Origin of the sequence: Serratia sp. OLAL2 (assembly GCF_002752475.1) — a bacterium.
Taxonomy (GTDB): Bacteria; Pseudomonadota; Gammaproteobacteria; order Enterobacterales; family Enterobacteriaceae; genus Serratia; species Serratia bockelmannii.
The window spans coordinates 113,107-136,006 of sequence record NZ_MSTL01000003.1 but is presented as its reverse complement, the minus strand read 5'-3'; the positions used below and the strand labels follow the sequence as shown (position 1 = coordinate 136,006).

Genomic DNA, 22,900 nt, shown 5'->3' with positions numbered 1-22,900 from the left:
TGCCGTTCACTCCGCCGATGGCGCGGCCCTGAGCCGTTGTATCACGTAGTCGCAGGCGATGCGGTAATCCTGCTGCAGATCGGTGTCATCCCCGGCCAGGCTACCGCGCAGCCAAAGCCCATCGATCATCGCCGCCAGCCCGCGCGCCGCGTCGCGCGCCTGCTGCAGCGGCAGCTCGCGGCGGAACTGGCTGCAAATATTGGAATAGAGCCGCCGATCGTTGGCGCGCTGTAGGCGGCGCAGCACCGGCTGGTGCATGCTGGCGGCCCAGAAGTCGAGCCAGGCGCGCATGGAAATAGCGTTGGTTTGGCTGGGGTGGAAGTTGCCCTGAATGATGGCGCACAGCTGCGACTGGCTGTCGCTTGCCGCCTGAGCGCGGCACTCGGCCACCGCGTCGCGCAGATCGCGCAGGATCTTGCGCATGGTCGCGCTCAACAATCCTTCTTTATCGCCAAAATAGTGGCTGACGATGCCGGTCGACAGCCCGGCCTCTTTCGCCACCTGAGAGAGGGTGACGCCGGCCAGCCCCACCACGCTGATGGTTTCGAAGGCGGCGTTAATCAGCTGCTCCTTGCGCTGCTCAGGAATGTCTCTGCGGTACATATTTTCCCCAACTGATAGGCAAATCACACTTTGAATTTGATTGATTGAACGGTCAATCAATACTCTATATGCTGCGAAAATGTCAAATAAATGACGATAAGATGTTAACTGAAGGTTGCATTTAAATCGTCTGTCTTTCGCATCATGGAAGCCTGCCAATGACAATGAAAACTCCCCCATCGCTTGACGAAGAACCTGTCAGATTAAATGTCCCGGTATTTTTCGGTTCAGCGGCAGTGATCCTGCTGCTGGGATCGCTGATTGTGCTGTTTCCCGCCGCCAGCAAACAGTGGTTGAATGTCGCGCAAAGCTGGGTGGCCGATGTGTTCGGCTGGTATTACATGCTGCTGATGGTCGCCTGCATGGCGTTCGTGTTCTGGCTGGCGCTGTCGCGCTTTGGCCATATTCGCCTGAGCCAGGATGACGAGCCGCCGCAGTTCAGCTACCCCTCCTGGGTGGCGATGCTGTTCTCGTCGGGCATCGGTATTGCGCTGGTGTATTACGGCGCCTATGAGCCGCTGGATCACTTCCTGTCGCCACCGGAAGGCAGCGGCGGCAGCGTACAGGCGGCGCGGCAGGCGATGGCGCTGACCTTTTTACACTGGGGGCTGCACGGTTGGGCGCTGTATGCGTTGATCGCCACCGCGCTCGCCTATTTCGCCTATTGTCGCGGTTTGCCGCTGGCGCTGCGTTCGGCGCTGTACCCGATCTTCGGCGAGCGTATCCACGGTGGCGTCGGCCATCTGGTGGACAGCTTCGGCATTCTGGTGACGGTTATCTCGATGGTGACCAACCTGGGGATCGGCGCGCTGCTGGTGAACTCGGGGCTGTTTTACCTGTTCGACATCCCGCAAAGCACCGGCGTACTGCTGGCGCTGATCGTGGTGATGATGGTGGTGGCCACGCTGGCGGCGGTCACCGGCGTCGAGAAGGGCATTGCCATGCTGTCGAACATCAACGTCGGCTTCCTGTGCCTGCTGCTGCTGTTCGTGTTTCTGGCTGGCCCGACGCTGAACCTGCTCAACGGCATGTTGCAGAACCTCGGGGATTATCTGACCTCGCTCGTCAGCCGCAGCTTTGATATGTATCTGTACGGCAAGGCGCGCCAATGGCAGGGTGCCTGGACGCTGTTTTATTGGGCCTGGTGGGTGGCGTGGGCGCCGTTCGTCGGGCTGTTTATCGCACGCATTTCCAAAGGCCGCACCATCCGTGAACTGATCTTCGGCGTGTTGCTGATCCCGCTCGGGTTCACGCTGGCGTGGCTGTCGATCTTCGGCAATACCGCCATCAGCCTGGTGCTGGAAGGCGGGCAGGCGATCCTGGGGCAGGTAGCGCAAAGCGATCCGCCGATGGCGGTGTTCAAGCTGTTCGAATACCTGCCCTATACCCAGCTGACCGCCGGTTTCGTGGTGGTGATAAGCTTTGTGCTGTTCCTGACGCCGGTCGACTCCGGCACGCTGATGATAGCTAACCTCTCCTGCCAGGGCGGTTCCGCGCACGATGACGCGCCGGCCTGGCTGCGAGTGTTCTGGGCGGCGGTCACCACGCTGGTGTGCGCCGGGTTGCTGTACGCCGGCAGTTTCAGCGCGATGCAAACCGCGGTGGTGCTGTGCGGCCTGCCGTTCTCGGCGGTGATCGTGCTGTACATGGTCAGCCTGCGCAAGGATCTGCGCGGTTACGCCATGACGCCGGCGATCCCCTGAGGCGGTTTATTCGTCCGCGCGCGGCCGATGATGCACGTACTCGACAATCGTGCCGTCCGGCAGGCGCGCATTGAAACAGGCGCCGGTGGGCACTTCCACCGGGCCGAAGAAGATCTCGGCTCCGGCCGCCAGCAGCCGCTGGTGGTAAGGGTAAATGTCATCGACCAGCAGCGTGCCGACGGTGCTGCGAAAAGGGCGCAGGTTTTCTTCCGCGCCTTCCAGGATCAGAAACGGTCCTACCGCTGCCAGCACCAACCGATGCTCGGGAAAGTCGAAACGCATATCCGCTTCCACGCCGTGCAGCTGCTCGTAAAACGCGATGGCGCGGTCAATCTCGCCTTCGTCGACGTAGACCCGGATCAGCACGCGCGGCTCGCGCAGCGATGAAGAGTCGGCGGTTTTGCGCCAAAAGCCCGCTTCTGTCAGTTTTGCCGTCATTGCTCATTCCTCATGGTGGCTCGTTTCCCCGTCATCATGCCGCCGTTTTGCCGCAGGGATTAGACTGAGTTGTTATGAACTAGCAGCGGCGGAAATAAAAAAGCCCCGGTAACGGGGCAAAGACCAGCTCAGGTCGGAATAGCGGGCTAAAGCGGGCGTCAGGCGCGATGGAATTCCGGTAACACCAGTTGGCCGATCTCCTGCATCGTCTCTTCCAGCGGCCGCTGGTTGCGGCGGAAATGCAGGCCGATGTGGTTGACCCCGGCGTCACGCATGGCGCTCAGTTCCTGAATCAACCCATTGCGGCCGCTCTTGATGCCGAAGCGATGGCGCTGAATCGGCGCGTCGGCGTTATCTGTGAGGTCGAGATGAATAAAGCTGACGTAGGGTTTGTCACCGGCCACGTTACGCCAGAGTTTGACCCGCGAAACGTGGTCCGCAGGCGTGCCGGGATACGACAGCCAGCCATCCATATTTTTTCCCACCCACTCAGGCGTTTGTTGCGCCAGCCCGGCGACCAGCAGCGGCGGCGGCGGCGTGGCCGGCAGCAGGCGCAATCCAGGCTGGAGCGCGCTGTCGGCTTCCCCTTTGAGAATGCCGACGCTGGTGCGAAAGCGTTCACCGCGCGCGGCGTAATCGGCGCCGAACAGCGGGTATTCCACAGGGCGATCGCCGCTGGCGACGCCGAGTAGCAGACGATCGCCGCTCAGCATTTGCAGCGTGGAAGCCGCTTTGCGTACCAGCCACGGCTGGCGCAGCGGCAGCACCACGGCCGCGGTGCCCAGCAGAATATTGCGCGTCAGGCTGGACAGGTAGCCGAGGTAGGTAAAGGTCTCAAACACCTGCGCGGCGTCGCCGAAGTCCGGATCGTACAGCGGCACGTCGCGAACCCAGGCGGCGCGAAAGCCGAGCTCATCGGCCAGCTTGATGCGCGCAGCGTGTTCGCTCATGTCCGGCACGCCGAACGGTCGCCCATCCTGCTGGCGTTTCAGCTGCCCGCTGGTGGACCAATCGTTGTCCAGCGGCAACTCGATGCCGATGGAAAGCGGCTCCCGGGTTAGTTTTTCGATGCTCATGTGTCACTCCGTCTCTGGCCTTGCGGCGCGGTGTCGAACGATGGCACGAAGTGTTGCATGGCGCTTAATTGAGATAAACAGCCCTAATCGCAATAGATAATTGCTGTTGCGAGCATAATTACTTTGCAGGATACGGCATGATTGCCGTGATTTACGTCACGCTCTGCGCTTTTGTTATTGTCCAGATTAAATGATGTAACCCTGCCAATAGCCTTTCCCTCGTAAGAGTTATTTTGTTGTGCGGTCATGAAATAAAACGAAATTATTCAATAGATAAAAACGAATCCGAATGCTGCCTATCGTTAACTGAAAGGGGATAACAAATTAATAAACCTGAAGAGTTAATGGTGAGATTATTCACAGATGGCGTGAAAATAGGCGTTTTTAACCGCGGGAAAATACCCGTTATTATTTTATTGTCTGTAAAAACAAAGTGATAAAATATCTGATTGTGATAATTCTATTTTAAAATAGTACCGGATAAAAACTTCATTCGTCTCTAAGAAAGCGCCGGTTGACAGACCGCCGGCTTGCGATAATTTTATGTCATTAATATGTTAATGAGTTGTTGTCGTGACGGAGGGCCAATGTTTCTCTTGGCCGAGCGCTTAATACACTTATGCCATGGCGGGTCGCCATTCATAAGTTAACTTATGGACAAATGACGCTATGAATACATCGCCAGGGCCTCGCCGCGCATTAAGTGAAGAGAACCGGTTGCTGATTATTTTGTTTTTCGTCTTCGGCTGCGTGTTCGTCGATCGTCTGACCATCTCGTTTCTGTTTCCGATGATTGCCGCCGACCTCAAGCTCAGCAACGTGCATCTCGGCACGCTGTCGGCGGTGCTGGCATTGACTTGGGCGCTGTCTGGCGCGGGGCTGGGGGCGATAGCCGATCGCTTTAATATCCGCAAACCGATGCTGATCCTGTCGATCCTGGTGTTTTCGCTGTTCTCCGCGCTGTCGGGGTTGGTCAGCGGGTTTGCCATGCTATTGATCTTCCGGGCGCTGATGGGGATCGCCGAAGGGCCGGTTTTGCCGATCGCGCAATCGTTGATGGTGGAAAAATCGCAGCCGCAGCGCCGCGGTTTCAACATGGGATTGATCCAGGGCGCGGCGCCGGGGCTGCTGGGCGGCATTATCGCGCCGCCGCTGATCATCTATCTGGCGCAGAAGTGGGGCTGGAGCATGGCGTTTCACCTGACCGCCGTGCCGGGCATCATTCTGGCGTGGTTGATCTATCGCCATGTGAACGGCAAAAAAGATCCCGCCTTTATCGCCGCGCCGGCGACCGGTAAGGCGGCGGGCAAAGCCGCTTACGGCGAGCTGTTCAAAATCAAGAACGTGGCGCTGTGCATTCTGATTTCCTGCGTGTTCGTCACCTGGTTCATGATCATCATTACCTTCACCCCTAACTTTTTGGTGACCGACCGTGGCTTCGGTGAAGGCACGATGGGCGGCATCATGAGCGCCATCGGCGCCGCCTGGGTCTTCTGGGGCGTGGCGGTACCGGCGATCTCCGATCGCCTTGGGCGCAAACCGACGTTGATTTTCTTTTCGCTGCTGGCGGTGTGCTGCCCGCTGTTCCTGAGCTACGTCGACAACCCGTGGCTGCTGGGCGTGCTGGTGTTCCTGTCTTATACCGGCCTCGGCTGCTTCACGCTGTTTATGGCCACTATCCCGTCGGAAACGGTGTCGCCGGCACGCATCGCCACCGCGTTGGGGCTGGTGATGGGGATCGGCGAGGTGATTGGCGGCTGCCTGGCGCCGTTTATCGCCGGGCTGATCGCCGATCGCTATGGCCTGGTCAGCGTGATGTGGCTGGCGGCTGCCGGCGCGGTCTGCGCCGGCGTACTGAGCTGTTTTCTCGATGAAACTGCACCCGCGGTGGTGAGCCGCAGAACGGTGAAACCGGCGAGCGTTGCCGACGTGTAAGACGGTTTTATCCCATTCAATCAAGGAGAGCGAAGATGTCAGCAGAACAATCCGTACTGAATCAAAATGCCGAACCGGACTGGAAGAATTACGACGATTTCGCACGCGGCATCGACACCAACCGGTTGCCGGGCACCCAGGACTGGCGCGGCAAAACATTGCAGATCGCCTTTGAAGACGGCGGGGACTTCACGCTGCGTTTCAGCGCCGATCGGCAGCGGGTGCTCTGGGCCTGGGGCGGGGAGAGCGGCGAGGACGCTTACGAAGAGGTGCAAACCTCCGCCGCACGCTATTTCTTCAATATTCCGCTGCAGTCGCCGGGCAACGAATGCCTGACGCTGGTGCTCAACCGCGACAGCGGCCGGGCGCTGCTGGTGCGCAGCACGCTACTGCCTGAACATGCGGTAGAAAAGGGGTCTCGCCTCAAGCAAAGCTTCCACGTTGGGCTGATTGCAGGCGTCACGCCGGGCGGCATCGCACCGCATTTGACCCGCGAGCTGATCGGCTATCGCACGCTGAACGTCTACAGCCCCAACCATTACTACGAGCACTTCTACGTCAACACCGAGCGCTACGCCTGGCAAAACCTGCGCGGCGAACAGTTCGGCCACGGCGACATGGACTACGCCACTTACTACAAGTTTGAGGATGAGATGTTCCTGTTCACCTTCCGGGAAAAGATTATCCCGGTGTGCTCGGTGTTCTTCTTCGACTTTATCTCCGGACGCTGCACCGGCACCTTCCTCGGGCTGGACGCCGCCGGCCGGGTGCTGGTGTCACCGGCCGGGGCATTCATCAGCAAGATGAGCTACAACGCGTACCCGGAGGGCGTGCAGCCGCTGTGAATCAGGCGTTTCTGACCAGCGATCCGGCGTTGATCTCCGTGATGGATTTCGCGCCGGTGAGCGTCATAGCGACGCGCATTTCCTTGTCGATCAGATCCAGCAAGTTGGCCACCCCGGCTTCGCCCGCCGCCGCCAGCGCATAGACGAAGGCGCGCCCCAGCAGCACGCTGTCGGCGCCCAGCGCGATCATGCGCACCACGTCCAGGCCGCTGCGGATGCCGGAGTCGGCCAACAGGGTAATGTCGCCTTTCACTGCGTCGGCGATCGCCGGCATGGCGCGCGCGGTCGACAGCACGCCGTCCAGCTGGCGGCCGCCGTGGTTGGAGACGATGATGCCGTCGGCGCCGAAGCGCACCGCGTCTTTGGCGTCTTCCGGATCCAGAATGCCTTTGATGATCATCGGGCCGTCCCAGAATTCGCGGATCCACTCCAGATCTTTCCAGGAAATCGACGGATCGAAGTTGGCGCCCAGCCAGCCGATGTAGTCTTCCAGGCTGGTCGGTTTGCCGCGGTAGGCCGAGACGTTGCCCAGATCGTGCGGCTTGCCGAACAGGCCGACATCCCAGGCCCACTGCGGATGGGTAAACGCCTGCAGCACGCGGCGCAGGGCGGCGTTAGGGCCGCTCATTCCCGAGTGGGCGTCGCGGTAACGGGCGCCGGGCACCGGCATGTCGACGGTAAACACCAGCGTTTTCACGCCGGCGGCCTTGGCGCGCTCCAGTGCGTTGCGCATAAAGCCGCGATCTTTCAGCACGTAGAGCTGGAACCACATCGGCCGATCGATCGCCGGCGCTACCTCTTCGATCGGGCAGACCGACACGGTGGACAGCGTGAACGGAATGCCTTTTTTGGCCGCGGCACGCGCGGCCTGCACTTCGCCGCGGCGGGCGTACATGCCGGTCAGCCCCACCGGCCCCAGCGCTACCGGCATCGCCAGCTGCTCGCCGAACAGCGTGGTCTCCAGGCTGAGTTCGGACATATTGCGCAGCACGCGCTGGCGCAGGGCAATATCGGCCAGATCTGCGGTATTGCGCTTCAGCGTATGCTCCGCGTAGGCCCCGCCGTCGATGTAGTGAAACAGAAACGGCGGCAGTTTGGCCTGGGCGGCGGCCCGGTAGTCGGTTGACGCGGAGATGATCATAGTGTTTACCTTCTTGTCTTGCTTGCGATAACGAGTGTTCAGTCAGAGCGTGAGGATCGCTGCCATACCGGCCGCAATCCCGCCGTACGCCAGCATCGGCAGCACGGTCTTTCTGATGATTTTGCCTTCGGCGTTACCGATCCCGAGGATCGAACAGACCGCGATAATGTTGTTCAGGCACACCATGTTGCCCATGGCGCCGCCGACGGACTGCAGGGCCAGCGTCAGATTGACGTCAAGGCCGCTGCTCTGGGCGATCGATTGCTGAATGCCGCCGAACGTCAGGTTCGAAACGGTATTGGAACCGGAGAAGAACGAGCCCAGCGCACCGAGGAACGAAGAGAACAGCAGCCAGCTCTCGCCGGTCAGCGCCGCCAACGCTTTCCCGATCAGGATCACCGGCGCGTTGTCGCCGCCCTGCATCATCAGGTTGACCATCACCAGCGCGCCGAAAAGCGCGATAAAGGGCCGCGCGATGCGCCCGCCGGTTTCGCTGAACATTTGCCGCACCTGGCCGCCATTCAGACGGAACAGCGGAATACACAGCACCACCACCAACAGGAACGGGATCAGCGCCGGGACATACAGCGTTTTGTAGCCGGCGGCGGCGGAGGTGCCCAGTACCTGCTGCAGTTCGACGATCAGCGCCTGACTAATGCGCAGCTCCCCGAGCCAGCCGAGGTTTTCCTGCCACAGCAGCGTGGTGTTGTTGAGCAGCGCCTTCAGGCCCAACTGATGCACGCGCGTCACTATCAGAATAGCAATCAGTAGCAGGGTCGGGGTCATGGCCTTGACCACCTGCAAGAACGGCACCGCCTGCCCGGCGTTCTGCAGTTTGTCGCTGCGGGCGAGACCGATGCCGCCGCGTGCCAGCAGCACCGAGAGCGCCAGGCCGATGGCGCCGCCGACCAGCGCCGGGAACTCATAGTTCACCTGGGCCAGCAGCAGATAGGGCAGGGTGCAGCTCAGCACGCTGAGCAGGATAAACGGCAGGTTACGGCGGATATCCTGCCAGGAAACGATAAAGCGCAGCGCCAGCAGAGGAATGACGAAGCCGGCGATGAAGTGGATCAGCGCGGTTTGCCGGCCGATCTCCAGCAGGCTGGCGTCCGACAGGCCGAGATTGGCAAAGCCGAACCAGGTGGGGGTGCCCACGGCGCCGAAGGAGACCGGTACCGAGTTCATTACCAGCGTCAGCAGGGCGACGCGCAGCGGGTTGAAGCCCAGCCCGACCAGAATCGGCGCGGCGATGGCGGCCGGGGTGCCGAAGCCGCTGGCACCCTCGATCATAAAGGCGAATGCCCAGCCGATAATCATCAGCTGAGCCACGGGATTGGGGCTGATGGTTTCCAGCCAGCGCCGCACCACGTTTTCCGCGCCGCTTACCTGCATCAGTTTGTTGAGCAGGATGGCGCCGGCGATGATGGTGATCGGCGTCAGCGTCGACACCAGCGCGGTGATGATATTCGCATGCAGCAGCCGCAGCGAGGCATCGAACCACAGGAGCTGTACGGCATATACCGCGGCGGCCGTCAGCGGCAGGGCGAGGTAAGAGGGCACGCCATTCCTTTTGGTCATCATCCAAATCAGCAGGACGATGGGCGCAATACTAAAAAGCAGGGGCATAAGATCCTCAGGGTTATTATTTTTATGGGCAGAGATATGTAGCTGAAAGGTTAATTACCGCAACGTTTTCATTCTAATCACAACGTTGGTGACGATGCCATGCGGTAATTTTTTAACATCGGCGAACGGCGTCGGCGGTGAGAAAATCGCCGGTAGAAGGGGTTAAATTAATTGATTTAAAATCAGTGTGATAGGGATCTTTGCTGTGTGATGAGTGCGCGAGCTCACATTAATTAGGCGCTAATGTTCAATAGATTATGTCCAAAAATGCCGTAATCCCCGCGGTCTTTTGCGGCAGCGGGGAAATAATCAGAGAGGACCATTCAGAAGTAGTGGCTGATATTTTGGTAGGAACCGATGATATGTTCGATCAGCAGGCGAGTTTTTAACGGCAGATTACGGGTGTAAGGATAAACGGCATAAATACCCAATACCTTGCCGCAGTGGCCGGCCAGGATCTCCGTCAGTTTGCCGTCCTGCAAATCTTCATACACCATGCAGCGCGGCACCATGGCGATGCCGTGGCCGCCGATCACCGCTTTGCGGATCGCCCGCGCATTGTTGGCCGACAGGTTGCCGTTAACCTGCAGCTCGTAGATTTCGTTGCGCCCCGGCCGTTTCATCAGCCAGTTGGCGGTGCCGCTCTCCTGGTAGGTGTAGGTCAGGCAATTGTGGCCGAGCAGGTCTTCGGCGCTGCGTGGTTCCGGGTGGCTTTCCAAATAGCCCGGCGAGCAGACGATCACCCAGCGGGAATCGAAGATCGGCCGGGCAATCAGGCTCGAATCTGGCATAGTGCCGGTACGGATCGCCAGATCGATGCCTTCTTCCACCAGATCGACGAAGCGGTTTTCCAGCCGCATTTCGACCTTTAGACTGGGATGCAGTGCGCAAAACTCCGCCACGCTCTCGCTCAGCAGCAGCTCGCCCGAAATGGTCGGCACCGACATGCGGATGGTACCGGTTAATTCTTCGCTTTTTTCGCTGACGGCGTACAGTGCCTCCTGCACTTTGGCGCCGATCTCTTTGGCCTGTTGGTAGAGCGCCTGGCCGCTTTCGGTCAGCGTCAGGCTGCGCGTGGTGCGGTACAGCAGCCGGGCGCCCAGGGATTTCTCCAGCCGCCCGATGCGTTTACTGACCACCGAACTGGTGATGCCGGCGCTCTCCGCGGCCTTGCTGAACGAGCCGTAGTCGACAATCAGGGCGAACAGAATCAGGTCGTTGGCGTATTCGTGAGTGGCGAGCATAATCGGCTGTTCCCTTCAGCGGATAGAGGCGTCAGTGTAAGTCTCTCGTTTCAATAAGCAATCATCAAAATGCCCTTGGCGTCGAAATCAGAGGCTGCGCGAGCAATGAGAATTCGTCTTGATCTCATTCTCGTGCCGCTTACAATGCCTGCCAGATCGCGACTTCAGAGGTTTTTTCATGGAACTGCTACGGGTGGTTTATCACCAGTATCGTTGGCCATTTCTGGCGGTTATGGCATTGACCATGACCAGCGCCGGCTTAGGCATCGGTATTATTGCGTTTATCAATCAATACCTGATGGACGCCGGCGGCGATGCGTTGGCCGTACTGCCAATGTTTCTCGCCCTGCTGGCATTGCTGATGGCGGTCACGCTGGGATCGCAATTGGCGCTGACGACATTGGGCCATTACTTCGTCTACCGCCTGCGCGGGCAGTTAGTGAAGCGCATCCTGGATACCGATATTGAACGCCTTGAACAGTTAGGCAGCGCCTCATTGTTGGCGAGCCTGTCCAGCGATGTCCGCAATATCACCGTCGCCTTCGTGCGCTTGCCCGAACTGGTGCAAGGGGTGATTTTAACCTTGGGGTCGGCGGCCTATCTGGGGTGGTTATCGCCGAAAATGTTGGCGGTGACGGCGGTGTGGGTCGCCGTCACCGTGGTGGGCAGCGGCTGCCTGGTCTCGCGGGTTTATCGCCATATGGCCAGTTTGCGCGAGTCGGAAGAGCGTCTCTATCATCATTACGAATCGGTGATTGACGGTCGCAAGGAACTGACGTTAAACCGCAAGCGAGCGCAGGCGCTGTACGAACAGACCTATCAACCCGATGCGCAAGCTTACCGCCACCATATCATTCGCGCCGATACCTTCCATTTGAGTGCGCTCAACTGGTCAAATATCATGATGTTAGGCGCGATTGGGCTGGTGTTCTTTATGGCTAACAGCCTGGGATGGGCGGACTCGGCGGTGGCTGCCACCTATTCCCTGACGCTGCTGTTCTTGCGCACGCCATTACTGCAGGCGGTGGGGGCGTTTCCGACGCTGGTCAGCGCCGAAGTCGCCTTCAACAAGCTGAAGACGCTGCACTTGGCCGAGTACCAACCGGCGTTCCCTGTCGCCGCCTGCCGTTCCTGGCAGACGCTGGAGCTGCGTGACGTGGTTTTTCACTATGCAGATAAGGAACAGCAGCCCGGTTTTGCCGTCGGGCCGCTTAATCTGACGCTGCGGCGTGGCGAGCTGGTCTTTTTGATCGGCGGCAACGGCAGCGGCAAGTCAACGCTGGCGATGCTGTTGACCGGATTGTACCGACCGGTGAGCGGCCACATCGTGCTGGATGGCGTCGCCCAGACCGCGGCGGATATGCCGGACTACCGCCGGCTATTTTCGGCGATTTTCACCGATTTTCATCAGTTCGATCGTTTACAAGGGCCGGAAGGCGGTGAACCCGATGCGAAGCTGGTCGCCGCCTGGCTCGAGCGGTTGAATATGAAAAGCAAACTGCAGTTCGACGGCACCAGGGTGACCAACCCGCAACTGTCGCAGGGGCAGCGCAAGCGTCTGGCTTTGCTGCTGGCGGTGGCGGAACAGCGTGATATCTTGCTGTTGGATGAATGGGCCGCGGATCAGGATCCGCAATTCCGGCGCATTTTCTATCGTGAACTATTGCCAGAACTGCGTGCGCTGGGCAAAACGGTGTTTGCCATCAGCCATGACGATCACTATTTCGAATACGCCGATCGGTTGCTTGAGATGCGCTCGGGTCATTTACGTGAGCTGACCGGCAGCGAGCGTGAACATGCCAGCCGGGATTCCGTCAGCAGAATCGGTTAACTCACGCCGGCCCGGGCGAGACCAAAGCGGGCCGGTGCTTCTCTTCGTATGACCCCAGTATGTCGTTTCATTTTATCCCCCGCCTTTAGCGCTGTCTGTTGTCGATTTGGCTTACGGCCAGTCAAATAATTGATAGTTGAATTATTTACCAGTGGTTTAATTTTGACCTTTCAAGGTATGACACACTGCACGTTCGTTCGCCTATCAATTCAAGTTATCGCCTGCCGATAACAGTGATATCCACGGTGCCGTTCTTACCAGGGCGGTAATGCAGATCTATGGCTAGCAGCTGTTTTTTAAATTTCCATAGGAAAAAACGACTTTATTGATCGTTAAAACAGATCGATAATTAATGTTTGAATGGTTTAATCTATTGGTTGAGGGCGCTGTGGTGAGCAAGGATGGATCTGATATCAAACGTAGAGCATGGCTGTGTGTGTTTATCGGTAGCGGGCTATTCTGGCTGTTAACCGCCGCCGTGATTTACTGGTTACTGAGTTAGCAGGTTAAGCAGGAAGGCGATTCGTGAACAAAAAGCAGGCTAAAAACCGTGAGGGCGCTGAGCGTCGCGCACCGTCCAAAATTCCGCCGTCATGGGTGCTGAGCGATGAGCAGCGCGCCTTTATTGAAGATTTATGGCAGGACACCGACTCTGAGGCGGCGCGGCCCCCATCGCGCCGCAGCGTTAGCTGATCACGCGGCTGCGGCCGGCCAACGCGCCGAACAGCATTTGCAAGACGGTCAGGCACAGCAGGGCGATCAACGGCCAGCGCCAGCCTTCCGTCAGATCGTGCAGTAAGCCAAATAGGGTGGGCCCCAGCGCCGCTAACAGATAACCGACGGATTGCGCCATACCCGACAGCAGCGTCGCCTGATGATGATGCTGACTGCGCAATCCAAAGAACGACAGCGCCAGCACCAGCGAACTCCCCGCCCCCAACCCGGCAAACGTCAGCCACACCAGTGAACTGGCGGGTTGCACCAATAATCCCCCGACGCCGATGAAGATCAGCAGCGAGCTGCCCAACGCTATTGCCCGCTGATCGCGCGCACGCGGCAAAATCACCACCATGACAAAGTTGGCGACGATTGCCACCACCTGGTAAACGAACAGTTCGAAACCCGCCTGCTGAGCGGAGGTGCCGTGGCTGGCGGCAAAGGCGCTGAACCAGCCGATGATGGTGTAGAAGGCGATCGATTGCAGCCCCATGAACATCGCTACTTGCCAACCCAGTGCGCTGCCCCAGGGAGAGCGATAGCGTTGCAGCTCTGTTGGCTGCGGCTCTTTGGCGACGGGGGTGGCGGAGCGCCGCAGCTGCGGCAGCCACACCAACAGCGCCAGCAGCGCGGGCAAACCCCAACACAGCAAAGAGAACCGCCAGCCGAGGTTGGCCAGGGAGGCCAGTGGCACGGCCAGGCCGGAAGCGATGGCGGCAACCAGTGACATCACCGCCGCATAGGCAGCGATCATCGCGGCGGCGCGATGTGGGAAATCTCTTTTCACCAGCGTTGGCAGCACCACGTTGGCGAAGGCGATGGCGGCGCCGATCAGGACGCTGCCCGGCCAGAGCATGGCGTCTTGCGGCAGGGAACGTAGCACGATACCGCAGACCAGCAGCGCGAGGGCCAGGCCCAGGGTGCGCTCGATGCCGATGCGTTTCGCCAGCGCTGGGGTCAGCGGCGAGAGAACGGCGAACAGGATCAGCGGCAGTGAGTTGATCAGGCCGGCGGCGGTGGCGGACAACGCCAGCTGTTGCTGGATCTGCTCCAGCAGCGGGCCGACGCTGGTCAGGGCGGCGCGCAGGTTGGCCGCGATCAGCATAATGCCGACGATCAGCAAAATAGGGCGGTGTAACCGGCGACGCGGGGTCGCGGTGGACGCTGGGGATGAAGCGGGTTGCGGCATGGGTTCCTCGCACCAGGGCATGCAGTCAATCAGCGCTGCATGGCGTGATGCGTTGATTGACGTTAACGCTTACGTACCGACAAGGGGCCGATATCTGATCGCAAGTGTAGGGAAGATGGCTCGTACTGACAAGGGGATGGCCCGGCGGGATGGTGGCGGTTAATCCCCGCCGGCCGCAGGATAATTATCATTATGTGATCCTGGTCACGGAGTGAACTAAAAGTCATGGCGTGGGGCGCACCATGCGCCGCTTTCGCTTTCCGTGCAGCCCACGTCTCAGCGCTCCGGGGGCTAGCGCTCGTCATGGCATTTCATTTTTCTCCCATTCCACTTTTTGCTTTTCGATTCGTTTCGATTCGAAAGGTTTTTTGGCGGTTTTTTTGCTAAAACGGGGCTGTAAGCCCGATCACAATTTCATTGCTTTCGCTTTGCTGTAATGCCAGCGCAGTAGAGCGAAAGCCATCTTCTCCCCGGCGATGCCGGAAACCTGAGGACCGCAGCTCATGCCAGTGAATACCGCAAAGCGACGTGAACACATTATCGATCTGTTATGCGAGCACGGCAGCGTGCGCGTGGAGCAGCTCAGCAAACAGTTTGCGGTATCCACGGTGACGATCCGCAACGATCTGCGCTTTCTGGAACGAAAAGGGTGTGCGCTGCGCGCTTACGGCGGCGCAATGCTCAATCAGCAATTCGCTTTCGATCGGCCGTTGCGGGACAAAGGGCGGTTGAATCGCGACGTCAAAACGCTGATCGCCAATGCGGCGGCCGGCTATGTGCGCGATGGCGATGCGTTGATCCTCGATTCCGGTTCCACCACCGCGCAGATCGTGCCGTTCCTGAAGGGGCGGCGCGATCTGGTGGTGATGACCAATGCGCTGAACATTGCCTACGAGCTTTCGGGAAACGACGGGGTGGAAGTCATGGTGCTGGGGGGCAGCGTGCGCCGCAACTCTTACTCGCTCTACGGTCCGGCTGCCGAGCAGCAATTGCGTCAGTACCGCTTCGACAAACTGTTTTTGGGCGTCGACGGGTTCGATCTGAGCGCCGGCATCACCACGCCTCACCCCGGTGAGGCGCACCTCAATCGCGTGATGTGCGAGGTGGCGCGCGAGATTATCGCGGTGGCGGATGCCAGCAAATTCGGTCGCAAGAGCTTTTGCATGATTCGCGAAGCCGGACAAATCCATCGGCTGATCACCGACAGCCGTCTTCCGGACGATTACGAGCGGGCGTTAACCGAGCTGGGCGTGGAGGTCATCATCGCCGATCGGTAGCAGGGCGCCTGCATGGGGGCTTCATGCAGCAGTTGTTACAGCTTGTCGAGCAGCACAAGGCCGGTATGCCGGTCGGGATCTTTTCCGTCTGTTCCGCCCATCCCTGGGTTCTGAAGGCCGCGCTGCGGCAGGCCAAAGCGCGCGGCACGCCGGTATTGGTGGAGGCGACGTCTAACCAGGTTAATCAATTCGGCGGCTATACCGGCCAAACGGCGGCCCAGTTCCGCGATGCGCTGTGGCGCCTGGCGGATGAAGTGGGCCTGGCGCGCGAGCGCGTGTGGCTGGGTGGCGATCACCTGGGGCCCAACGCTTGGCAAGATCGCCCGGCTCAGGAGGCGATGGCGCTGGCGGAAACCTTGATCGACGATTACGTTCGCGCCGGATTTCGCAAAATTCACCTCGATTGTTCCATGTCGTGCGCCGGCGATCCCTCGCCCCTGGGGGATGCCACGGTCGCCGAGCGTGCGGCGCGCCTGTGCGCGGTGGCGGAGTGGGCCTGGGCGCAGAGCGGCGGCGAAGCGCCGGTCTATGTAATCGGCACCGAAGTGCCGGTCCCGGGCGGCGCGCAGGAGGCGCTGGCGGGTCTGCAGGTCACCACGCCGCAGGCGGTGGCGCAAACGCTGGAAACGCACCGCATCGCCTGGCAAAAAGCCGAGCTGAACGATGCCTGGCAGCGAACTATCGCGCTGGTGGTACAGCCGGGCGTCGAGTTCGATCACCACAGCGTTGAGCATTACCAACCGCAGCGCGCCGACGCATTGAGCCACTTCATCGAAAGGCAGCCGGGCATGATCTATGAAGCGCACTCTACGGACTACCAACCACCGCAGGCCTACCGCCAACTGGTGCGCGATCACTTCGCCATCCTGAAGGTGGGGCCGGCGCTGACCTTCGCGCTGCGCGAAGCGCTGTTCGCCCTCGATCGCATCGAGCGTGAATGGCTGGGGGAACGCCAGTCGGCGCAGCTGTGCGCCACGCTGGAGCAGGTGATGCGCGAGCAGCCGCAGCAGTGGAGCCGCTATTACCACGGCACGCCGCACCAGCAGTATCTCGATCGCCACTACAGCCTGAGCGATCGGGTGCGTTACTACTGGCCGCAGCCGCAGGTGCAGCAGGCCGTCGACGGGTTGCTGGACAACCTGCGCCGCAGCCCGGCACCGCTGGCGCTGCTCAGCCAGTACCTGCCGGATCAGGCGCGGGCGCTGAACGCCGGCGAATTAAGCGCCGATCCGCAGGAGTGGGTGCTGCATAAAGTGACGCAGGTGCTCGACGATTACCACGCCGCCTGTTACCCGGAGGGCCGCTGACATGCCGAACATTTTAATGACCCGCATCGACAATCGCCTGGTGCACGGCCAGGTGGGTGTGACCTGGACCAATACCCTCGGTGCCAACCTGGTGGTGGTGGCCAACGACGAGGCCGCCGCCGATCCGGTGCAGCAGAACCTGATGGACATGGTGGTGGCGGAAGGGGTGCAGACCCGCTACTTCACGCTGCAGAAAACCATCGACGTGATCCACAAGGCGGCGGACAGGCAGAAGATTTTTCTGGTGTGCAAAACACCGCAGGACGTGTTGACGCTGGTGCGCGGCGGGGTGCCGATCCGTTTCGTCAACGTCGGCAATATGCACTTCGCCGAGGGGAAGCGGCAGGTGCACAAAACGGTGTCGCTGGACGACGGCGACGTGGCCGCGTTCCGCGCGCTGGCGGCGCTGGGCGTGGAGTGCGAAGTGCGCCGGGTGCCGGATGAAGCGGGTGAGGCGATCGGCAAATTGCTCTTTTGAGCCTGGGGGGAAGCATGTTGACGGATGCGTTAATGATTGCGCTGTTGGCCGGATTGGCGGGGGTTGACCTGTTCGACGGTCTAACCCACTTCCACCGGCCGGTGGTGATGGGGCCGCTGGTGGGGCTGATTTTGGGTGACGTCTACACCGGCTTGCTGGTGGGCGGGACGCTGGAGCTGGTGTGGATGGGGATGGTGCCGCTGGCGGGCGCCCAACCGCCGAACGTGGTGATCGGCGGGGTGATCGGCACCGCGTTCGCCATTCTGACCAAGGCCGATCCTAAAGTGGCGATCGGCGTGGCAGTGCCGTTCTCGATTGCGGTGCAGGGCTGCATCACGCTGCTGTTTACGCTGTTCTCACCGATGATGCACCGCTGCGATCGCATGGTGAAAGAGCTGAACTGGCGAGGCATCGAACGGGTGAACTATCTCGGCATCAGCATCCTGTTCATCTTCTATTTCGTGGTGGCGTTCCTACCGATTTACTTCGGCGCCGACGCGGCCAGCGCCATGGTGCAGAAAGCGCCGGGCTGGCTGCTGGACGGGCTGGCGGTGGCGGGCGGCATGATGCCGGCGATCGGTTTCTCGCTGCTGATGAAGGTGATGATGAAAAAAACCTACGTGGCCTATTTTATCCTCGGTTTCATCTCGGTCACGTTCCTCAAGCTGCCGATCCTGGCAGTGGCGCTGGGCGCCCTGGCGATCGCTTTGATTGATTTCTTCAACACGCAACGCGGCGCGGCAGAGGCGACCGCCCGGCCCGCTCCGCAGGAGGACGCCGAAGATGGCATTTAACGATTCCGACGATCTGCTGGCGCAAAAGGCCGAGCAGCGCATGGCGCAGGCGCTGGCCACCAGCCAGGTGGAGCAGGATGATTATCTGGACAGCCAGCCCGCCGAGGCGCTGACGCGCGGCGACATCAACCGTATGGCCTGGCGTTCGCTGCTGCTGCAGGCGTCGTTCAACTATGAACGCATGCAGGCGGGCGGCTGGCTGTATCAGCTGATCCCCGGGCTGCGCAAGATCCACCGCAACCCGCAGGATCTGGCCAACTCGATGAAGATGCACATGGAATTTATCAACGTGCACCCGTTCGACGTCACCTTCCTGTCCGGCCTGGTGCTGGCGATGGAGCAGAACAAGGAGAAAATCTCCACCATTCGCGCGGTGAAAGTGGCGCTGATGGGGCCGCTCGGCGGTATCGGCGACGCGCTATTTTGGCTGACGCTGCTGCCGATCTGTGCCGGGATAGGCGCTTCGCTGGCGTTGGAAGGGAGCTTGTTCGGGCCTATCGTCTTCCTGCTGCTGTTCAACCTGTTTCATTTCGGCCTGCGTTTTGGGCTGGCGCACTACGGCTATCAGGCCGGCACCAGCGCGCTGGCGCTGCTGAAGACCCACACCCGGCGCATTTCTCACGCCGCGTCGATCGTTGGCATGACGGTGATCGGCGCGCTGGTGGCGTCGTATGTGCACCTGTCCACGCCGCTGGTAATGCATGCCGGCAAGGCCAGCGTGGCCTTGCAGACCGACGTGCTGGACAAGTTGATGCCCAATTTATTGCCGCTGTGTTTCACGCTGCTTATTTTCTTCCTGATGAAGCGCGGATTCTCACCGGTGAAGCTGATAGGCGTCACCGTAGCGATTGGCGTAGTGGGCAAATTTATCGGCATTTTGTGAGGAGCGGGCGATGCCAGGCATTGTGATTACCGGCCACGGCGGTTTTGCCACCGGGCTGTTGCAGGCGGTGGAACAGGTGGTGGGGCCGCAGCGGCACTGCGCGGCGGTTGATTTCCCCGAACAGATGAGTACCGCGCAGCTCAGGGACGCCCTACGCTCGGCGCTGGCTGCGGTGATGCAGCCGGACGGCGTGGTGTTCCTGACCGATATGCTCGGCGGTTCGCCGTTTCGCAGCGCCTGCGAACTGGCGGATGAGCAGGGCGATTGCGAAGTGCTCACCGGCGTCAATATGCAGCTGGCGGCGGAAATGATGCTGGAGCGCGACGGGTTGAGCCTGGATGAGTTTCGCGAGGTGGCGCTGGCGTGCGGCAAACGGGGCCTGACCAGCCTGTGGCATGAGCGCCGCCGAGTGAAGTGCGAAGACGTGCAGACCGACGGCATCTGAACGAACGCCGGGCGCGGTAGCGCCCGGCTCTGCGGGTTATACCGGCAGCGGGCTCAGCGCCAGGCGCGCCGGTTGATCTTCGCTGCGGCTGAAGCGCCAGCAGGTCTGGTGGTACTTCGCCACGCTGTTGCGGTGCGCCACGCTGATCAGCGTCACGTCCGGCAGTTCATCCACCAGCAGGCAGTACATCAGTTGCTCGGTTTCGTCGTCCAGCGCGCTGGTGGCTTCGTCGAGGAACAGGATGCTCGGGCGAATCAGCAGGGCGCGGGCGAACGCCAGCCGCTGTTGCTCGCCCGGCGACAGGCGGTGGCTCCAGTTGGCGGCGGTATCCAGCCAGCGCTGCAGGTGCTTCAGGCGGCAGTTTTCCAGCACCCGCATCAGCTGCTCGTCGCTGTATTGTGTCGCCTGGCTCGGGTAGCTCAGCGCCTCGCGCAGCGTGCCGATCGGAATGTAGCTGCGCTGCGGCAGGAACAGGGTATTGGCGTTGGCCGGCCGCCCGATGGCGCCCGCGCCGTAAGGCCAAATGCCGGCGATGGCCCGCAGCAGCGTCGACTTGCCGCAGCCGGAAGGACCGACGATCAGCAGGCGATCGCCGCGTTGCAGCGTCATCTTGGCGCCGGCCAGCAGCGGCTGGCCGTCGGGTAAGTTCAGGCTGAGATTATCCAGCGTTAACGGATGGGCGGCCTCTTCCCGCAGCTGAATGCCGCGCGGCTGATGGTGAACCTGATCGACGGCGGCGTTGAAGCCGGCCAAACGGTTAACGCAGGCTTTCCAGGTCGCCAAGTCGTTAAACGCGTCGATAAACCACGACAGCGCCCCCTGTACCTGACCGAAGGCCGAGGCGATCTGCATCAGGCCGCCCATCTGAATGGCGCCGGAGAAATAGCGCGGCGCGGCCACCAGCAGGGGAAACACGATGGCGAACTGGCTGTAGAAGTTGGTGGCAATGTTCAGCCGCCGGGTGATGCGCATAATTGCCCACCAGTTGCTGCGAATGGTGTCAAAACGATCGCCTAGCTGCTGTGCCTCGCGCGGTTCGCCGTGGTACAGCGCGATGGCGTCGTTGTTTTCGCGGATGCGGATCAGGCCGAAACGGAAGTTCGCCTCGTACCGTTCCTGGTTGAAGCCCAGCATGACCAGCGGTTTGCCGACCCACCAGATCAGCAGCGATCCCAGCACCGCATACAGCAGCGCGAACCACACCATATAGCCGGGCAGCGTGATGGCGTGCTGACCGAGCGCGAAGGTCATCGGCCCGCTGACGTGCCATAAAATGTCGATAAAGGAAAACAGCGTCACCAGGCTGGAGAGCAGCCCGAGCGACAGCGACAGGGTATATTGGGTCAGCACGTTGAGATCTTCCGCGATACGCTGATCGGGGTTATCGACGATCTGTTGCTGCTCGGTGTGATAATACGCCTGGTGCGCCAACCATTTCCCCATGAACTTTTCCGTCATCCAGCGCCGCCAGCGCATCTGCAGCCCCTGGGTGAGGTAGATCTTGTAGACCGCCAGCACGATGAAAATCAGCGCCAGATAGGTAAAACGCCACAGCTGCGCCTTGAATACCGGGTAATTTTTGTTCTGCAACGCATCGTAGAACACCTGGTTCCACTGGTTGATCAGCACGCTGATATAGACCAGGCCGAGTGACAGGATGACGATGGCGATCAGCATCATCCAGGCGCGCCATCGTTCCTCCGACACCCAAAAGGGTTTGATCAGCTGCCACACGGCGTGTTTCTGCAAGGGGGTTGCGTTCATAACGGCTCGATAATTGCGGTATTTCGTTCAGCATGGGCTGCGGGCCGGTAACAAACAAACCGTGACTGTAAGCAGTTTTAACTCCGCTAACCGTTTGAAATAAAGCGGCTGAATCGCCGGCAGCGTGCAGCTGGGCGCAATTGCGGCATACACTCCGGCGCCGGGCGGTTATACTGGCGCCGAATTTTTGCAGAAAGGATAAACGATGAAGGCTTGGTTTCCTCTGTTGCTGACCTGCGGCGTCTTCGCCAGCGTCCGGGCCTGGGCGCACATTGACGAGCCGGACATCGCCGCCGACTGCCAAAAGGTGGCGAGCTACGCCGAACTGGGAAAAAAGGCCTATCAGCGGCAGGATTACGCTAAAGCCGCCGACATCTTTCGCGATCAGGCGGCTTGGAGCGAGTTTTGCGGCCTGAGCGAGCAGGCTGTCGCCACGGCTTACAACAACGTGGCGTTGTCGCTGATGCACGCCGGCGAATTGCTCAAGGCGCAGGCCTATCTGGCGCTGGCGCCGCACGATGACAAATCGCAGCACAACATGAGCCTGTTGCGCCAACGCCTGGCGCAGTGGCCACAGCCGCAGGGGCCGGTCGGCGTGTATTGGCAATACGCCGGGCGCGGCGTGTGGAGCGAAGTGACAGTGAAGCCGCAGGGCGAGCGCTGGTTGATCGCGTTTTCCGGCTACGCCATGCCGCAGATGGGGCTGTATTACGGCCCGAACATGGGCGACTTCACCGCCGAGCTGCCGATCGAACACGGCAAGGCTGTCTACCACCAGCATGAAGCGGAAAGCGCGCAGGTCTGCGACGTGACAATGGCGTTTGGCAAACAAGCGCTGGAGATGCACACGCGGGGGGATTGCGGGTTCGGTCACAACGTGCGGGCGGAAGGGCGGTTCGTGCGGGTCGAATGACCCGCCCCGGCGATCGGGGCGAGAAGGGTTACGCCAGCGCGGCGGCACCCAGCAGGTTTTTCCAGGCTTCCACGTTACCCAGATAGTTGCCGGCCGGCAGCAGATGCAGGCGGCCTTCGCTGTCCTGCAGCGCAAAGGTCGGGAAGCCCTGGCCTTGCACTTTGGCCAGCAGCGCCCGGCTTTCCGCGATGTGTTGCGCGGTCGGCGCGCCGCTGCTAAAGCGCATTTCGGCGATAAACGCCGCCGAAGGCAACCCCAGCTCTTTCGCCAACGCTTCCAGCACCGGCGTGTCGGCGATGCGCCGGCCTTCCTGGTAGTGCGCCCGCTGAATGCGGTGCAGCATGTCCAGCCCGCGTCCCGCCAGTTTCTCCGCCGCCAGGATAGCGGTGATCGGCGGCTCGGAATCCATCACTGCCGTGGTGTCGCGCAGCAGGCCGTTGAAATAGGCTTCGCCAAAAGGCTGGCCCGTCATCTCGGCGATGCGTTTGTCGTGCGGAATGACGTAGTTGCGCCATTCGTCGGTGATTTGGCGGCGGTTGTTGCCGGTCATCATGCCGCCGGCGTGCGGCACGACCTTCAGCCCGGGGAGGCTCTGAGCCGCTTTCACCAGCGGCGCGGCGCCGTAGCACCAGCCGCACAGCGGATCGAAAATATAATGCAGAGTGGTTTCGGTCATTTTTACTCCTCGCTT

At 60.6% G+C, this 22,900-nt stretch carries 21 protein-coding genes; 12 read left to right on the top strand and 9 right to left on the bottom strand.

Translation table 11 applies throughout. From position 1 onward, the window contains the following. Positions 1-6: 6 nt before the first annotated feature. Positions 7-603 (bottom strand): transcriptional regulator BetI, encoded by a 597-nt coding sequence (betI, locus tag BVU99_RS04150; protein WP_025304099.1) that lies wholly within the window; start codon positions 601-603, stop codon positions 7-9. Positions 604-761: 158 nt separating this feature from the next. Between betI and BVU99_RS04145 the strand changes: the two genes are divergently transcribed. After that, entirely contained in the window at positions 762-2,306 is a 1,545-nt protein-coding gene (locus BVU99_RS04145) for a BCCT family transporter (RefSeq protein WP_025304098.1), read from the top strand. A 6-nt stretch (positions 2,307-2,312) separates the two neighbouring features. Here BVU99_RS04145 and BVU99_RS04140 read toward each other — a convergent pair whose 3' ends face one another. Continuing rightward, positions 2,313-2,744 (bottom strand): glyoxalase/bleomycin resistance/dioxygenase family protein, encoded by a 432-nt coding sequence (locus tag BVU99_RS04140; RefSeq protein ID WP_049206127.1) that lies wholly within the window; start codon positions 2,742-2,744, stop codon positions 2,313-2,315. Positions 2,745-2,902: 158 nt separating this feature from the next. Beyond that, positions 2,903-3,820: a TIGR03571 family LLM class oxidoreductase gene (locus tag BVU99_RS04135; RefSeq protein ID WP_099817456.1), complete on the bottom strand. Its 918-nt coding sequence runs from the start codon at positions 3,818-3,820 to the stop codon at positions 2,903-2,905. A gap of 717 nt (positions 3,821-4,537) precedes the next feature. Here BVU99_RS04135 and BVU99_RS04130 point away from each other — a divergent pair. Next, the gene (locus BVU99_RS04130) at positions 4,538-5,755 is read left to right on the top strand and encodes an MFS transporter (RefSeq protein WP_043139766.1); all 1,218 of its coding nucleotides are present in this window, start codon (positions 4,538-4,540) and stop codon (positions 5,753-5,755) included. Positions 5,756-5,790: 35 nt separating this feature from the next. Next, positions 5,791-6,600: a MoaF C-terminal domain-containing protein gene (locus tag BVU99_RS04125; RefSeq protein WP_038629879.1), complete on the top strand. Its 810-nt coding sequence runs from the start codon at positions 5,791-5,793 to the stop codon at positions 6,598-6,600. A 1-nt stretch (position 6,601) separates the two neighbouring features. Here the strand turns inward: BVU99_RS04125 and lldD are convergent, their stop codons facing one another. The 3 genes from lldD to BVU99_RS04110 all read right to left on the bottom strand — a co-directional run bounded on the left by lldD (position 6,602) and on the right by BVU99_RS04110 (position 10,611). Further along, positions 6,602-7,741: an FMN-dependent L-lactate dehydrogenase LldD gene (lldD, locus tag BVU99_RS04120; protein WP_025304093.1), complete on the bottom strand. Its 1,140-nt coding sequence runs from the start codon at positions 7,739-7,741 to the stop codon at positions 6,602-6,604. Between the two features lie 42 nt (positions 7,742-7,783). Further along, a complete protein-coding gene (locus BVU99_RS04115; RefSeq protein WP_043139775.1) occupies positions 7,784-9,367 on the bottom strand; it encodes an L-lactate permease in 1,584 nt (527 codons plus the stop codon). A gap of 323 nt (positions 9,368-9,690) precedes the next feature. Next, the gene (locus BVU99_RS04110; RefSeq protein WP_049208175.1) at positions 9,691-10,611 is read right to left on the bottom strand and encodes a LysR family transcriptional regulator; all 921 of its coding nucleotides are present in this window, start codon (positions 10,609-10,611) and stop codon (positions 9,691-9,693) included. Between the two features lie 178 nt (positions 10,612-10,789). On the opposite strand from BVU99_RS04110, the gene BVU99_RS04105 reads away from it, so the two are divergent. After that, positions 10,790-12,442 carry a multidrug ABC transporter permease/ATP-binding protein gene (locus BVU99_RS04105; RefSeq protein ID WP_025304090.1) on the top strand — a complete coding sequence of 551 codons (1,653 nt, stop codon included), beginning with the start codon at positions 10,790-10,792 and terminating at the stop codon, positions 12,440-12,442. A 388-nt stretch (positions 12,443-12,830) separates the two neighbouring features. After that, on the top strand, positions 12,831-12,944 hold the full coding sequence (locus tag BVU99_RS04100; protein ID WP_049232362.1) for a YmiA family putative membrane protein: 114 nt from the start codon (positions 12,831-12,833) through the stop codon (positions 12,942-12,944). A 183-nt stretch (positions 12,945-13,127) separates the two neighbouring features. Here BVU99_RS04100 and BVU99_RS04095 read toward each other — a convergent pair whose 3' ends face one another. Next, entirely contained in the window at positions 13,128-14,348 is a 1,221-nt protein-coding gene (locus BVU99_RS04095; protein WP_049208173.1) for an MFS transporter, read from the bottom strand. Between the two features lie 503 nt (positions 14,349-14,851). Here BVU99_RS04095 and agaR point away from each other — a divergent pair. Genes agaR through agaF form a run of 6 tightly spaced genes read left to right on the top strand, consistent with a single transcriptional unit; the run spans position 14,852 to position 19,532 of the window. Then, positions 14,852-15,625 carry a transcriptional repressor AgaR gene (gene agaR, locus BVU99_RS04090; protein ID WP_004931804.1) on the top strand — a complete coding sequence of 258 codons (774 nt, stop codon included), beginning with the start codon at positions 14,852-14,854 and terminating at the stop codon, positions 15,623-15,625. 23 nt (positions 15,626-15,648) lie between these two features. After that, on the top strand, positions 15,649-16,932 hold the full coding sequence (locus tag BVU99_RS04085) for a D-tagatose-bisphosphate aldolase, class II, non-catalytic subunit (RefSeq protein ID WP_049208171.1): 1,284 nt from the start codon (positions 15,649-15,651) through the stop codon (positions 16,930-16,932). 1 nt (position 16,933) lies between these two features. Beyond that, positions 16,934-17,410, top strand: coding sequence for a PTS N-acetylgalactosamine transporter subunit IIB (gene agaV, locus BVU99_RS04080; RefSeq protein ID WP_019455696.1), 477 nt, complete (start codon positions 16,934-16,936; stop codon positions 17,408-17,410). A gap of 14 nt (positions 17,411-17,424) precedes the next feature. Further along, entirely contained in the window at positions 17,425-18,204 is a 780-nt protein-coding gene (gene agaW / locus BVU99_RS04075; RefSeq protein WP_099817458.1) for a PTS N-acetylgalactosamine transporter subunit IIC, read from the top strand. After that, a complete protein-coding gene (locus BVU99_RS04070; protein ID WP_025304087.1) occupies positions 18,194-19,087 on the top strand; it encodes a PTS system mannose/fructose/sorbose family transporter subunit IID in 894 nt (297 codons plus the stop codon). Before agaW ends, BVU99_RS04070 begins: the two co-directional genes overlap by 11 nt. Before the next feature lie 10 nt (positions 19,088-19,097). Continuing rightward, on the top strand, positions 19,098-19,532 hold the full coding sequence (agaF, locus tag BVU99_RS04065; RefSeq protein ID WP_025304086.1) for a PTS galactosamine/N-acetylgalactosamine transporter subunit IIA: 435 nt from the start codon (positions 19,098-19,100) through the stop codon (positions 19,530-19,532). A gap of 36 nt (positions 19,533-19,568) precedes the next feature. Here the strand turns inward: agaF and BVU99_RS04060 are convergent, their stop codons facing one another. Next, positions 19,569-21,296 (bottom strand): ABC transporter ATP-binding protein/permease, encoded by a 1,728-nt coding sequence (locus tag BVU99_RS04060; RefSeq protein ID WP_099817459.1) that lies wholly within the window; start codon positions 21,294-21,296, stop codon positions 19,569-19,571. A 205-nt stretch (positions 21,297-21,501) separates the two neighbouring features. Here BVU99_RS04060 and BVU99_RS04055 point away from each other — a divergent pair, with 205 nt between their 5' ends. Further along, positions 21,502-22,209, top strand: a complete 708-nt coding sequence (locus tag BVU99_RS04055; protein ID WP_099817460.1) for a tetratricopeptide repeat protein — start codon at positions 21,502-21,504, stop codon at positions 22,207-22,209. Between the two features lie 28 nt (positions 22,210-22,237). Here BVU99_RS04055 and BVU99_RS04050 read toward each other — a convergent pair whose 3' ends face one another. Further along, positions 22,238-22,885 (bottom strand): DsbA family protein, encoded by a 648-nt coding sequence (locus tag BVU99_RS04050; protein WP_025304083.1) that lies wholly within the window; start codon positions 22,883-22,885, stop codon positions 22,238-22,240. Positions 22,886-22,900 lie beyond the last annotated feature (15 nt).